This is a genomic window from Solitalea agri (assembly GCF_023914155.1).
Classification (GTDB): Bacteria; Bacteroidota; Bacteroidia; order Sphingobacteriales; family Sphingobacteriaceae; genus Solitalea; species Solitalea agri.
The window spans coordinates 1-17308 of the sequence record NZ_JAMWYS010000024.1 but is presented as its reverse complement, the minus strand read 5'-3'; the positions used below and the strand labels follow the sequence as shown (position 1 = coordinate 17308).

The following is a 17308-nucleotide window of genomic DNA, read 5'->3' as shown; positions in this document are numbered from 1 at the left end:
TTCGAATTACTCACAAAAACCAAGCAAAGTTTCCTTCATACCAATGTTCTCCCGTCATAGGAATTCAAAACACATTCATAAAAATACTTTTCATAACGCTTTTACCGACGGTTAATTAATTCAATAAGTCGTTTTTGCTAATTGTAGGTTTATGAAAGACTCTACCAATGTTTCCATGAATGAACAATTCAAGGGATTGACTCATTCATTAACAAAAGTGTTAGAAATCTTTTTGGGTACAAATAATTTCCACTTTACCACTCGATTGTTTTCATTGTTCTTTCTTCTGTTTGTCTTTAGTTCAGCAGATGATTATGATGGAAATCAAACCGTTAAGCCCCAAAAGGGTTTAACAATAATTAGTACCCAAAGTAGCCCACCGTGTATAAAAATTCAGAATTCTTCTTGTAAGGAAGCAAATACCGGATATTCTACTACTGATTTTAAAGTGATTTTGGATGCCCCTTGCAAAGAGGAAATTACTGTAGAATACTATACCCGCAATGGCACAGCCGGATCAACGGATGATTATAAAGCAGCTTCGGGAAAGTTGACATTTGCTCCTGGTGAAGAGTCAAAAAATATAACAATATCGTTAAAAGGTGACTTTAACGATGAAGAAGATGAATACTTTTATGTTTACCTGAAGAACCCTAAGAATGCAACTTTATGTGATGATAAGGCCACAGGAACAATCATTGATAACGATCCTTTCCCAACATTGAAAGGTGAAGATAAACGGGTTTTTGAAAAAAATGAAGGTGTTACAAACTATGAGTATTTCTTTGCTTTCAAAGATTGCAGCCAAAAGGAAACTCGATTTGATTATTCTACCTACGACGGGACTGCTACTGCTGGAGAGGACTATATTGAGACAAAAGGAACTCTTATTATTCCTGCTGGACAATCAAAATTTAAAATAGAGATTCCTGTTTATGGTGATACCAAATTAGAACCAGATGAAACTTTTTTTGTAAAACTTTCAAACCCAGATGGACTGATTTTAAAAGATGATGTTTTTCAGATTACTATTTTAAATGATGATTCTGAGGGTGGACTTCCTGCTATTTCCATTAATAATTCCGCTGTTAATGAGGGCGATGGAACAGCATCTTTTACTGTTGCTCTAAATAAAGCATCAACCGAAGCGATAACAGTTGATTATGCAACTGCCAATAGCTCGGCTAAAGATGGAAGTGATTATACCGGTGGTTCGGGTACATTAACATTTGCTCCAGGTGAAACGTCTAAAACTATTGATATAGCTATATTGGAGGATACAGAAGAAGAGGCGGATGAAACATTTTTTGTCCATCTTTCCAATGTATCCAATGCAACATTAACTAATGATCAGGGAGTTGGAACCATTATAGACAATGACAAGACGGTTGAGCTTCCGACAATGTCTATCAACAATGTTATTGTTAACGAAGCCGATGGAACGGCATCATTTACTGTTGCTCTTAATAAAGCTTCGGCAACAGATGTGGTAACAGTTGATTATGCAACTGCCAATAGCTCTGCCACCGACGGAAGTGATTACACAGGTGGTTCTGGTACATTAACATTTGCTCCGGGCGAAATGTCTAAAACTATTGATATTGCCATTCTTGATGATACAGAAGATGAAGTTGACGAAACATTTTTTGTCAATCTTTCAAATATTTCAAATGCAACTTTTACGAATGATCAAGGGGTTGGGACTATTGTAGACAATGATGAAGCTCCTTCTGCCATATCAATCAGTAATGTAACTGTAACTGAAGGAAATCAGGGTACAGTCGACGCTGTTTTTACTGTCACTTTGGATAAGGCAGCCTCCGGAACTGTTACTGTCAACTGGGCAACACAGGATAATACTGCAGTTTCACCGGTCGATTATACCACAGGTAATGGAACCCTTACTTTTGCAACAGGTGAAATCTCTAAGACCATTACAGTAACTATAAAAGGAGATGAAACCGTTGAAAATGATGAAACATTTCTTGTAAACTTAAGTAACGCAACCGGAGGTGCCACAATTGCTGACGACCAAGGAGTTGGAACTATTACCACCGATGATGTAACCCTTCCGGCCTTTAGGATTGATGATGTAACTGTAACCGAAGGTAATTCAGGTACCGTTGATGCAATATTTACCATTTCATTAAGCAAAGCAGCCGAAGGAACAATAACTGTTGACTGGGCAACGCAGGATAATGGAGCAATTTCTCCATCTGATTATACTTCAGGCAGTGGAACGCTCACTTTTGCTGCAGGCGAAACATCAAAAACAGTAACTGTTGTAGTAAACGGAGATGAAACAGTAGAAGGAAATGAGTCGTTTCTGGTGAATTTGAGTAATGCTACCAGTGGTGCAACTATTGCTGACGGGCAAGGAATTGGCCAAATAAGTAATGATGATGAAACCCTGCCTGCATTAACAATTAATAATGTAATAGTAGCCGAGGGTAATGCTGGTACTGTGAATGCCGAATTTACCGTAAAAATGGATAAAGCTGCAGAAGGAACTATAACAGTTGATTGGGCAACCCAAGATAATAGCGCTATTTCACCATCCGATTATACTTCAGGTAATGGAACTCTGTCATTTGCAGCAGGCGAAACTTCAAAAACAATTACGATAGAAGTAAATGGCGATGTTACTGTTGAAAGTGATGAGGTCTTCCATGTGAACTTAAGTAATGTAAGTGCTGGAGCAACTATTTCAGACGGTCAGGGTGCGGGTACAATTACTAATGACGATGAAGCTCCTCCTTCACTAAGCATTGACGATGTATCTGTGACCGAAGGTAATTCTGGTACTTCAACTGCTACGCTAACAGTTACTATGAATAAAGTTGCAGCTGAAGCCGTAACGGTTAAGTGGGCAACGCAAGATAACGGAGCAGTTTCACCAGCTGATTATGCTTCGGGAAACGGAACGCTCACTTTTGCCGCTGGAGAAACCTCTAAAACCATTGATTTGACCATAAATGGTGATGTGACCGTTGAAGGTAATGAGGGATTTCTGGTGAATTTAACCGGCCCAACTGGTGGTGCAGTTATCGGCGACAGTCAGGGTACTGTAACAATCACTAACGACGACGAAACGCTACCTGCTTTATCAATTGACAATGTTGAAGTAACCGAAGGTAATTCGGGAACTGTTAATGCTGTGTTTACCGTAAAGATGGATAAAGAGGCCGCCGAAACCGTTACAGTTGATTGGGCAACTCAGGATGAAGGCGCCGTTTCGCCATCTGATTACACATCGGGTAATGGAACGTTGACTTTTGCCGCAGGAGAAACTACCAAAACTATTACGGTAGTTGTAAAGGGTGATGCAACTAACGAATCTAACGAATCATTTTTGGTGAATTTAACTAATGTTAGTAGTGGTGCTACAATAGCTGACGGACAAGGGTTCGGAAATATATTGAACGATGATGAACCTCTTCCATCACTTAGCATGAAAGCCATCGAAGTAAATGAGGGAAATTCAGGGACTGTTGATGCTGTATTTACCGTAACCCTAGATAAGGCTGGAGCCAGTTCAATTACAGTAGACTATCAAACAGTTGAAAACTCTGCAACTGATCCAGAGGACTATACGGCAGTAAACGGAACCCTGACTTTTGCAGCAGGCGAAACTTCAAAAACAGTTACCGTAAAAGTGAAAGGGGATGTTGATGTAGAAGGCAACCATGGTTTTTATCTTCAGTTGTTAAACCCTTCAACCAATGCCCAAATAGGCACAGAAAACGCTTATTGTACAATTGTCGATGACGACCAAAGTATCCCGGCAGTCCGTATATACGATACCTATGTTTATGAAGGAAACACCGGCTCAAATGATGTTACTTTCTATGTTTACCTGAATAAAAATCCATCAGAAACCGTAACGGTTGATTTTGCTACCGAAGATGTGACCGCTATCGCAGGCGAGGATTATGTGGCCGCTTCAGGAACCCTGACCTTTAATCCAGGCGAAACTTATAAAACTTTTACAGTAGCTGTTAATGGTGATACTGATTTTGAGGGTAATGAGCAGTTCAGAATAAATTTAACCAACCCTACAAATGCGACCCTGGAAGATGGGGTAGGTAACTTTATTATTTACAACGATGATAACGCCATATTTGCTTTTGTATACGATGGTTATTTTAGTCCGGAAGAAGACGAAGGAACTTCCACCAAAACATTCTACATATACCTTTCAGACAATCCTTCTAAACCGGTTACACTCGATTATACCTTAGCCGACGGAACTGCAAAGGCTGGAGAAGATTATGTAACTCAAAGTGGAAGTTTAACCTTTAACACAAACGAATATTTTAAAGCCATAGATATAGTTTGTAATGGCGACAATAACTTTGAGGGAGATGAATTCTTCAGGTTAGTGATTTCCAATATTCAAAATGCACTAATCACCGATGGGGAAGCAATAGTGACGATCTATGACGATGATGCACCGATACAGTTTTATTCAACCGATGCTGTAGCGAATCCTGAAGGAAATGATGGCACTACCACCACCGCCACTTTTTATGTTTATCAAAGTGATTATTCTGATCAGACCAATTCAGTTGATTATGCCACCGCTAATGGAAATGCATCATCAGGTTCAGACTATGTGGCAGCTAACGGAACGTTAACTTTTAACCCGGGTGAACTTTATAAACAAGTAGATATTACTGTAAATGGAGATAATACCCTTGAGTCTGATGAGGTCTTTAAGCTTCAATTAAGCAACCCTGTGAACGGAAGTTTGCGTGATGCATTTGGTATTGGAATCATATATGACGATGATGCTCCTCCTTATTTTTATGTTACCAGTGCCACTGCTGACGAAGGACAAAATGAAGTATTTTATGTTTATCGTTCAGTTTCAACAGGTACAGCAACGGTAAACTATGCAACAATTAACCAAAATGCAGTGGCTCCTGACGACTATACGGCAACCAGTGGAACCGTAACTTTTAATGCAGGTGAATATTTTAAAATGATTGAAGTACCTACAATTGCTGATGGGGTTGATGAGCCGTATGAATACTTTACAATGCGATTGAGTTCTCCTTCTTCAGGTTATTTAATTTATGATCAGGATGGGTATGGTCAGATAAATGGCTCTGCTTACGATTACAATTATTTAACTGTAGCTGGAACTTCAGATTACGAAGGCGATAGCGGAACAAAAACGTTAACTGTTTATGTTTCATTAGCAAGGAGTGGTAATAATAATGCAGTTACTGTTAACTATGCTTTGCAAAATGTTACTGCAACATCGGGCAGCGACTACGTTGCATCATCGGGATCATTTACTTTTGCCGCTGATGAGTTTTTTAAACAAATTGATATAACGGTAAATGGCGATAATACTTTTGAAATTGATGAGCAACTCAGGGTGGTAATTAGTTCTGCTACCAATGCAGTAATATGGGATCCATCAGCTCTCGTTACCATTTCTAATGACGACACACCTGCACTAATTTATGTTAACGATGTAGCAATTACTGAAGGAGATTCAGGAAATGATAAGACAGCAACAGTTGGTGTTTATTTGTCTCCTCCTAACGCGGATCAATCCGTAACAGTTAGCTATACTACCGTAGCAGGATCGGCAACTGCCGGTACCGATTTTACAGCCGCTTCAGGTATTTTAACTTTTGATCCCGGAAATAGCTTTCAAACTTTTGATGTAAATATTGTTGGCGATAATACATTTGAGCCTGTTGAATATTTTAGGGTACTGTTAAGCTCACCTGGGAATGCCACCATTGCTGATGGTGATGGATATGTACAGATTACAGATAATGATCAAATGCCGTATCTCTATGTAACAGATCCATTTGTAACAGAGGGTGATTCGGGTGATCCAATTCTTTACTTCTATGTTTATTTGAATAGTACTACCGACAAGGTAGTTACCGTTGATTATACCACCCAGGATCTTACCGCAACTTCCGAGGATTATACAGCAGTGAACGGAACGTTAACGTTTGATGGAATCACTGGTCAGTATGTTGAGGTACATGTAAATCCTGATGTTGTATTTGAGCCTAATGAGTATTTGAAATTTGCATTAAGCAATCCGGTTAATGCTAATATTGGTGATGGTGAAGGCTCTGGTTTAATTACTGATGATGATAATACTCCAATAATCTCCGTCTATGATACTTATGTATATGAAGGCAACTCGGGTGAAACAGACATGTATTTTGGCGTATGGTTGAATCAGTGGAGCGACCAAACCATTACAGTTGATTTTGCTACCTCAAACGGGACGGCTACTGCTGGTTCAGATTATACAGCCGCCACCGGAACCCTTACTTTTTCACCTTACACTACCTATCAGTACGTGAATATTAAAATTACAGGAGATGTGGTTGATGAAGCTGATGAAACCTTTAAAGTTACGATCAGCAATCCAACGAATGTATTAATAGGTGATAACGAAGCTACAGGAACAATTTATGATGATGATGCAGGAAGTGGATTCGCTCGAACTTCAGCACGTATATCAAATGTATTTACCCCGAACGGTGATGGAGTGAACGACCTTTTTAAAATTGAAGGGGTTGAAAATTCAGAAAATGACTTGACGGTTGTCAATCGGTATGGATCTCAAATATTTAGATCAACCAATTACAAAAATGATTGGGACGGTCAAGGTTGCTCAGATGGAACTTATTTCTATCTGCTAAAAACTAAAGATAAAGACGGTAAAGTGGAGGTGAAGAAAGGGTATATTACCTTAATCAGGAACTTAAACAGGTAACACCAAATCAATACAAAAAAAGGGATTACTCTTAACTAAAAAGGAGTAATCCTTTTTTGTTTTTAATGCATTTTATTATTAGATAAAAATGATGCTTGAAAATGTATCAATAGATCGTGCTTCTTTAGTTCGCTACTTTTAAATAATACATAAGGTTTCTATTATGTATACAATTGTAAACGATAAGTATAACGTTAAAAATAAGTTGATTGTCGCTGGTTTTATTAATTAAGGAGATAATGCAAGTTTCTCGCAATTAATGTTGGATTTTAATAAAATAATAGGGGTGGTTATGTTGAAAATAGGGTAAAGGAACCGTTTTTGTAACAAATGTGCGAATATCAGCAACTGGTTTTTGTTTTTAATCCAGTGGCTTTTATTTGTTGCATTTACCACTGGGTATTATTTTATGGTCAAAAAGTTTACGCTCTCAACTTTTGCTGTAAAGGCTGCTTACCGTTGGCAATTTTCTAATTGCTTTAGCTTTTATTTGCTTTTATTTTTAATGCTATTTATATCTACAATTGCCAATGCTCAAACTGTAAGTATTAGCAATTCCGCACCTGTAAATGAAGGCAATACCGGAACACCAACCTCACTTTCCTTTACTGTAAGTTTAAATGCCATTAGTCCGGTTGATGTAGTTGTTAGTTATGATTTTACGGGCAGCACCGCCACTCCAAGCACTGATTTTGTAAATTCCGCAACCACTGTAACCATACCCGCCAACAGCTTATCAGCCACCATCACGGTACCTGTTAAAGGGGATGTGATTGACGAGCCTAATGAATTGGTCCAGGTAAATCTTACAAGTGTTTTGAGTGGACCTGCAACCATTGCAGCAGCCCCTGGAAATTCAGCCACAGGTCAAATTACAGACAATGATGCAGCTCCTGTAATATCAATAACTAATCCTGCAAATTATACCGAAGCAAATGGAACTATCAATTTCCCGATAGTGCTTAGTAACCCCAGTTCGGTTGATCTGGTACTTTCATTTTCCTATAGTGGAACTGCTTTTGGAGGAACGGCTGTAGCTCCCGGGGTTGATTATAATAATAGTATAACTTCAATCGTAATTCCGGCAGGAAATACCTCGGCTACCATACCCGTAATTGTTTTTAATGATAGGCGAGACGAAAACAACGAATCAATTATCATAACCCTAAACTCCGTTACAACTGGAGCTTCATTAGCAGCTGGAGCCGCAAGAATAGGAACCGCTCAAATAGTTGATAATGATGGCGGACCAAAAGTAGGTTTTGAGTTTATTTCCTCTTCCTATATCGAAGGTGTAGGCACAGCTGTAAATGTGAGAGTAAAGCTTACCGGAAACACCACCGAGCGTACGGTTACTGTTCCTTATACCTTAAGCGGAACTGCTTTACAATCGCCAGCAGCAAACTTCGATTATCAAATTACAAGCAATGCTACCCCTTTAGTTTTTAACGGGAATAATCCGTTTGCAGGTACCAATGGACAACGCACAAAGGATATCACCCTGATTATTACCAATGATAACCTTATAGAACTGAATGAAACCGTCGTTTTTACACTTGGTACGCCTCTTAATTCATCGGCAATTTTAGGTAATAACAAAGTTCATACACTAACTATTTTAAATGATGATGCGCAGATAAGCATTTTGGCTCAATCGGCAACAAAAGCAGAAGGAACAGGTGCAGGTACTACTGATTTTACTTTTGTTGTAAAGAGAGATGGAGACACACCCATCGATCAGCCTATTGATTTTACATATACTGTTTCTCCAAATGGTGCAAGTCCGGCGGATGCGGCTGATTTTCCATCAGGATTTCTTACAAATGTTTCAGCTACTATTCCAGCTAATCAATCATCAGTAATAATTACTATTCCTGTTAATAAGGATTCTGATATAGAGCCTTCGGAAGGCTTTTCGGTGCAAATAACTCCTCAGGCAGGAGTAGTAACAGGAACCAATACAGCCTTAGGGGTTATTCAAAATGATGATAATGCGGTTTCATTGGAATTTGCTGCCTCCACTATCAACGAAGGTGGCAGTACCACCCTTTATGCGCGTATGCCTGACGTATTACCAGTGCCGGTAACCGTTACCGTTGCTACTGGAAATATTGCAGGTACTGCTATTAGAGGAACCGATTATACGCTTACTGCCGGAACGCTCACCTTTACCATTCCTGCAGGTTCAACTGTCAGTAACAGTTACACGGTTTCTGCAGTAAATGACAATACCTATGAGGGTGCTTTGGCTGAAACGCTTATAGCTTCCATCACTTCTGTAATCAACGCCACAGCGGGAGCAGGAGCAATTTTAGCCATCAATGATATTCAAACATCCCCAACGGTTAGCATATCTGCCAATAATCTGGTAATTAATGAAACCGGAGCGCCAACCCAGTCTACAGTAACAGTTTCATTAAGCACCCAAACTTATGAACCGGTAACAGTTGATTTGGCGATAGGCATCAATGGGACTGCTGTAATTGGTGATGATTATACCGTAACTAGTCAAACTGTTACTATTCCGGCAGGGGCATTATCAGCTACTATAACCGTTGCTGCTATAAACGACAGTTATTATGAAGGCGTGGTAAATGAAACAGTTGATGTAGATCTTGTAAGCGTTAAAGGGGGAGGGGCAACTGAAAACGGGACGGGTAATAGCTTAACTATTGAGATTGTTGATAAAACGCCTCTTCCAATAATTCGTATTTCTGATGCGCCATCAATTGTTGAAGGTTCTGCGGGTGAAGTGAAGTATTTACAGTATACCTATACTATAGAAAACAACCGTCCTAGTGCTACCGATATTCAACTTAACTACTCCTTTTCTGGTACTGCTACAGGCGGTAGTAATAGTTCATTTGACTATGATAATACAACTACCCAAGTTTTAATAGAATCGGGACAAATAACCGGAACTATTTTGGTGCCGGTATATGGCGACAATATAAGTGAGTTTCCTTCGCCCGAAACAGTAATTGTTACACTTCGGAGTGGAACCGATTACGTGGTAAGTGCTGGCCCCAATAATGTTGCAACTGGTAATATTATTGAAGATGATGAGGTTCCAACAGTAAGTCTGGTTACTGATTTTACCTATTTAAGAGAGCCTGGTGCTCATACACAACCTACTACTGCTAGAATAAGGGCCAGGCTGCCTAACTCGGATGTTGTATCAGCTTCTGATATAACAATTCAAGTTACATTAGGTGGAACGGCAGTAAATGGTGCAGATTATACCACAGTACCTACGCCCATAACTTTAACTATTCCTGCTGGTTTAACTGAAAGTGATACATTTATTACAATAGCGGCATTGCCTGATAACACTTTTAAGTTCTTTGATGAAACGGTTATAGCTGATATAACTTCTGTGAGTAGTAATGCCCAAATTGGAATAGGTACGCAGGTAAATATCGTTGATGTTGACCCGGCGCCGGTGTTAACAATCAATGACGTATCAACCACCGAAGGTAACGCAGGAACCAAAACACTTAGCTTTACAGTTACAAAAACAGGAAATACCACGCTAAATGCCACCGTTAATTATTTTACTGTAATTGGTTCAGCCACTACCCTTGATCCTGATTTTGTTGGCATTGGATCAAATACATTAACAATCCTTCCAAATCAAACATCAGTAACTGTAAACGTTAACATTGTTGGTGATACTAAATACGAGAACGATGAGAATTTTTCTCTTGTGTTGCAGTTCCCGCAGTACGCAACATTGGGAGCTAAAAGTACTGGTACAGGAACGATAATTAATGATGATATTTTACCTGTAATCACTATTCAGGATGTTGTGGTTAATGAAAACGCTGGTAGTGTATCCCTTACTTTAACAAAAACAGGTACTTCTGATTTTAGTTCTACTGTAAATTATTCAACCTCAAATGGGTCGGCGACTGCTCCAGGAGATTATACTTCAGCATCGAATTCGGTTACTTTTCTAGCCAACGAAACCACCAAAACTATTTCCATTCCAATCATTAACGACGTTTTGGTTGAACCAGCCGAAACATTTACAGTGAATCTTAGCGGTGCAATTGGGGCAACCATTGGTAATACAACGGCAACAGTAACCATTGCTGATGATGATGCAACCCAGTTTTATATTGAAAGCAAAACAGTAAATGAAAATGCCGGAACAGTTACTTACAAGGTGTTTAAAACCAGTAATACCATTGCAAGCGTTGATTACCTAGTAGCAAGTGGAACCGCTGCTTTAGGAACGGATTTTACAGCATCTCCTGCCACAGGAACATTAAGTTTTGCTGCAAATGAATCATCAAAAGATATCACAGTAGCTATACTAGATGATAATATAACCGAAGCATCCGAAAACTTTACAATAACTCTTTCCAACCCATCAGCGGGTGCCAGCATTATTGCAGGTTTGGGTGTGGGAACCGAAACAATAGTAGATAATGACCCAACCCCAGCTGCTAGTTTTGTTCCTAATGCACTTGTGGTTAATGAGGGGAACTGTGCCAATACAACAGCAACCTTTACCGTTCAGCTAAATAATCCGAGTGCTCAAACAGTCACCCTAAACTATGCTACAGTTAGCGGTACAGCTGTTGCCGGCTCAGACTTCACTGCGGCCTCTGGTTCGCTCACCTTTAATCCTGGACAAACGAGCAGGACATTTTCGGTGAATATTCTTCCAACTGATTTAACAGATGAGCCGAATGAGGATTTTACGGTTACACTAAGCAATCCAACAAATGCCACACTCGGAGTATCCATTGCTACTTGTACTATTCAGGATATTCCTAATCTTACCCTGAATGTGTCGGAAAGTGATCTTACCTGTAATGGAAATAACTCAGGAACTATCACCGCAATGGCAGGAGGGGGAACCCCGCCATATCAGTATTCAGTTGGAGGGCCCTACCAGTCATCCGGAGTGTTCAATGGCCTTGCTGCCGGAACCTATACAGTAACAGCTCTTGATGCCGCGAATTGTACCATCGTTCAGAATAATATTACCATTACTCAGCCAGCTGCATTAACAGTAACTGTACAGAGCTCTACAAATGTTACCTGCAATGGTGGAAATAACGGTTCAATAATCCTATCTGTATCAGGAGGAAACGGCGGATATACTTATCAATGGAGTAACGGGAGTGGAATATTTAGTACTGACAAAGATCAAGTCGCTTTAACTGCCGGAACTTATCAGGTAGTGGTTACCGATGGACTAGGATGTAGCACTACATTAAGTAACCGTGTTATTAGTCAACCAGCTGCGTTGGGAATTTCATTGGCGCAAACCGGTGCTACATGTAATGGTTCGAGCAATGGATCGATCACAGTAACAGCCTCAGGAGGAACTGCACCTTATACTTATTCAGTCGACGGATCTTTAGCGCAGGCAAGTCCTACTTTCACGAATCAGGCTCCCGGAGGTCATGCTATTACTGTTTTTGATGCAAACGCTTGTCAGGTAACAGATATAATTACGGTTACACAACCAGCAGCTTTTGCTGTAACCCAATTCAATCTCACAAATCCCAGCTGTTTTGGTGCCACAAACGGAAGTATCCAGGTGGTTGGTGCCACAGGAGGTACAGGAGTAATTCGTTATAGTGTTGATGGAGGTGCGTTTCAATTATCATCTACACTTACAGGGTTATCAGCTGGAACGCATCAGGTTGTATTAAGGGACGCAAATAATTGTACCAGTCAGATTTTCGTCGAAACACTTACTCAACCAGCCGCAATAGCAGCTGTAACTACACCTTCAGATGCAATTTGTGCCGGACAAGCTACCGGCGCTATTACAGTTAATAATGTTGCGGGAGGTACTGGAACTTATCAGTATAGTAAAGACGGTGGAACGACTTTTCAAGCATCAAGTTTGTTTAATAATCTTTTGGCAGGGAACTATAATATTGTTGTCAGAGATGCAAACGGCTGTTTAAGTCCAGTTTATCTTACAACGGTTGGGCAGCCAGCCCCCTTTACTGCTGCCATTACCCCAAGTGGAAGTACCTCATTATGTCAGGGAGATGCGGTGACATTAACTGCTTCTGCCGGATCCTCATACAGCTGGTCAACTGGAGAATCGACACAGTCGATCACGGTTAATACATCGAATACCTATTCTGTTACAGTCACTGACGCGTCAGGCTGTACGGCATCAGCATCAATAGCTGTAACTGTTAATTCACTTCCTCAGGTAACTTTTACAAAAGTTGATCCTGCTTGCGGAAATTCTAATGGTTCAATAAATGTTACGGTAACGGGTGGTGCTGCTCCATATGCTTATTTATGGTCAAGCTCAGAAACATCAGAAGATATTAGCGGTAAAATTTCCGGAATTTATACGTTGGAGGTGACTGATGCCAAGGGTTGTAAAGTTTCAACATCGATTCCTTTAACAGACCAGAATGGACCTGCAATTACTCTTAATAATAAAAACGACGTTACCTGTAACGGTGGAAATAATGGAGCAATTAATATTACAGTTTCAGGTTTAGGTCCCTTCAATTACGCATGGACAGGCCCAAATAGCTTCGTGTCTTCTTCTGAAGATTTAAATAGTCTACCAGCCGGAACCTATAGCTTAACTGTAACTGATATAAATGGATGTATTGCTACTGCCAGTGTTCAAATTAATGAACCTGTAGCTCCAACAGCTACAATAAGTGCAAATGGACCTACCAGTTTTTGTCAGGGAGGAACAGTAACCCTTACTGCTTCAGCCGGTGCCTCGTATTTATGGTCAAATAATGCAACAAGTCAAAGCATTACTGTTAACGCAAGTGGAACTTATTCAGTTACAGTGACTGATAATAACGGATGTACTGCAACATCAACTCCTATTGATGTAACGGTAAATCCACTTCCTGTTGCAACTATAACCGCTAGCGGACCGACTTCATTCTGTTTAGGGGGAAGTGTAACTCTTACTGCACCTGCGGGTTTTGCTTACCTATGGTCGAATGGTATGACCACCCAAAGTATCAATGTTTCAACTTCGGGAAATTATACAGTTTCCATTACTGACGGAAATGGGTGCTCGGCAACTTCATCCGCCACAGCTGTAACGGTAAATAGTCCACCAATTGTAACTATTTCAGCTAGTGGTTCTACTACTTTTTGTTTGGGAGGAAGTGTGACCCTTACGGCCACAGCAGGAAGTTCTTATTTATGGTCGAATGGAGCTACAACTCGAAGTATTACGGTTGCAGCATCCGGCAGTTATTCAGTAACAGTTACAGATTCCAATGGTTGTTCGGGCACTTCTTCTAATGCAAATGTTATTGTTAATACTCCTGTCACTCCAACTATTACGCCTAATGGTCCTACCACTTTTTGTAATGGTGGAAGTGTGATTTTAACAGCATCTGCAGGTAATTCATATAATTGGTCGAATGGAGCTACTACTCAAAGTATTACAGTAAGTACATCGGGTAATTATAGTGTTACAGTAACAGATGTTAACGGTTGTTCGGCTACCTCAGTTGCAACAGCTGTAACAATGAATCCTAGTCCAACTGCAACTATTACTGCTGGTGGTCCAACTTCGTTTTGTTTGGGAGGAAGTGTAACACTTACGGCTAATTTTGCCAGTTCTTATTTATGGTCGAATGGAGCTACTACTCAAAGTATTACAGTAAGTACACCAGGTAATTATACCGTTTCAATAACTGATGCCAATGGCTGTTCGGCAATTTCTGCTGCAACTCCTGTAACTATTAACTCATCGCCTGCAACACCAACTGCTTCGACCGTTCAACCGACATGTACGGTAGCAAGCGGCTCGATCACGGTGACTTCGCCACTGGGAGCAGGACTGGAATATTCGATTGATGGTACTAACTATCAGGCTTCGACTTTATTTGCAGGTTTAACCTCAGCAACCTATAATCTGACTGTCCGCAACGCTCAGGGCTGTATTTCTTCGGCTACTTCTGTTACGATTAACGCCCAGCCATTAACTCCAGCTACACCAGCAGCCTCGACTGTTCAACCGACTTGTACGGTAGCAAGCGGCTCGATCACAGTGACTTCGCCACTGGGAGCAGGTTTGGAATACTCGATTGATGGTACTAACTATCAGGGTTCGACTTTATTTGCAGGATTAACCTCTGCAACCTACAATTTAACTGTTCGTAATGCTCAGGGCTGTATTTCTTCGGCTACTGCCGTTACGATCAATGCCCAGCCATTAACTCCTGCCACACCAACAGCTTCAACCGTTCAACCAACCTGTACGGTAGCAAGCGGCTCGATCATAGTAGCCTCGCCACTGGGAGCAGGCCTGGAATACTCGATTGATGGTACCAACTATCAGGGTTCGACTTTATTTGCAGGATTAACCTCGGCAACCTATAATTTAACCGTTCGCAACGCACAAGGCTGTATTTCTTCGGCCACTGCTGTTACGATCAATGCTCAGCCGCTAACGCCAGCTACACCAACTGCCTCGACCGTTCAACCGACTTGTACAGTAGCAAGCGGTTCGATCACAGTAGCCTCGCCACTGGGAGCAGGCCTTGAATACTCGATTGATGGCACCAACTACCAGGCATCGACCACCTTTGCCGGTCTTACTTCAGCTACTTATAGCCTGATTGTTCGTAACGCTCAAGGTTGTATTTCAACTGCGACCGTAGTTACGATTAATGCCCAGCCATTAACTCCTGCTACACCAACAGCGTCGACCGTTCAACCGACTTGTACGGTAGCCACCGGTTCGATCACAGTAGCCTCTCCACTGGGAGCAGGCCTGGAATACTCAATTGATGGTACCAACTATCAGGGTTCGACTTTATTTGCAGGATTAACCTCAGCAACCTACAATTTAACTGTTCGCAATGCACAAGGCTGTGTTTCTTCGGCTACCGCCATTACGATCAATGCTCAGCCATTAACTCCTGCAACACCAACTTCGTCGACCGTTCAACCGACCTGTACTCTAGGAACAGGCTCGATCACAGTGACAGCGCCACTAGGGGCAGGATTGGAATACTCGATTGATGGCACAAATTATCAAGCATCAACTTTATTTACGGGTCTTGCAACCAATACTTATAACCTGACTGTTCGTAATGCTCAGGGCTGTATTTCTTCGGCTACTGCCATTACGATCAATGCTCAGCCATTAACTCCTGCCACACCAACTGCCTCGACCGTTCAACCAACCTGTACGGTAGCAAGCGGCTCGATCACTGTGACAGCGCCACTGGGAGCAGGACTGGAATATTCGATTGATGGCACAAACTATCAAAGCTCAACTTCATTTACAGGTCTCTCATCAAATACCTATAGCCTGACGGTTCGTAATGCGCAGGGCTGTATTTCTTCGGTCACCGCGGTTACGATTAATGCTCAGCCATTAACTCCAGCTACACCAACAGCGTCGACCATTCAACCGACTTGTACGGTAGGGACAGGCTCGATCACAGTAGCCTCGCCACTGGGAGCAAGCCTGGAATATTCGATTGATGGAACCAACTATCAAGCTTCGACTTTATTTACCGGCCTTGCAACCAATACCTATAACCTGACGGTTCGTAATGCGCAGGGCTGTATTTCTTCGGCTACTGCCATTACGATCAACGCCCAGCCATTAACTCCAGCTACGCCAACTGCTTCAACCGTTCAACCGACTTGTACAGTAGGAACAGGCTCGATCACAGTGACTTCGCCACTGGGAGCAAGCCTTGAATATTCGATTGATGGTACTAACTATCAGGCTTCAACTTTATTTACCGGCCTTGCAACCAATACCTATAACCTGACGGTTCGTAATGCTCAGGGCTGTATTTCTTCGGCTACTGCCATTACGATCAATGCTCAGCCATTAACTCAAGCTACACCAACAGCGACCACCGTTCAACCGACTTGTGCCGTTGCAACAGGAACAATTACAGTGACTTCACCACTGGGAGCAGGACTGGAATATTCGATTGATGGCACAAACTATCAAAGCTCAACTTCATTTACAGGCCTCTCATCAAATACCTATAGCCTGACTGTCCGCAACGCACAAGGTTGCGTGTCAATAGCGACCTCGGTTACGATCAATGCTCAGCCATTAACGCCTGCAACACCAACAGCGACCATCGTTCAACCGACTTGTACCGTTGCAATAGGAACAATTACAGTGACTTCGCCACTAGGGGCAGGATTGGAATATTCGATTGATGGTACAAATTATCAAGCCTCCACATTATTTGCAGGATTAACCTCAGCAACCTATAATTTAACTGTCCGCAACGCGCAAGGCTGTATTTCTTCGGTCACCGCGGTTACGATCAATGCTCAGCCGCTAACTCCAGCTACGCCAACAGCGTCGACCGTTCAACCGACCTGTACGGTAGCAAGCGGTTCGATCACAGTAGCCTCGCCACTGGGAGCAGGCCTGGAATATTCGATTGATGGTACTAACTATCAGGGTTCGACTTTATTTGCAGGATTAACCTCAGCAACCTATAATTTAACTGTTCGTAATGCGCAGGGCTGTATTTCTTCGGCTACTGCTGTTACGATTAACGCTCAGCCATTAACTCCAGCTACACCAACAGT

General features: G+C 41.5%; 2 protein-coding genes. Both read left to right on the top strand.

Translation table 11 applies throughout. The features are described from left to right. Nucleotides 1–151: 151 nt before the first annotated feature. Nucleotides 152–6760: a Calx-beta domain-containing protein gene (locus NF867_RS04720; protein WP_252586447.1), complete on the top strand. Its 6609-nt coding sequence runs from the start codon at nucleotides 152–154 to the stop codon at nucleotides 6758–6760. Between the two features lie 505 nt (nucleotides 6761–7265). After that, on the top strand, nucleotides 7266–17308 hold a 10043-nt coding region (locus NF867_RS04715), incomplete at its 3' end, for a Calx-beta domain-containing protein (RefSeq protein ID WP_252586446.1).

What these genes read in the sequence shown, in the direction of transcription:
- NF867_RS04720 (WP_252586447.1), top strand. Translation starts at nt 152, where the DNA reads ATGAAAGACTCTACCAATGTTTCCATGAATGAACAATTCAAGGGATTG.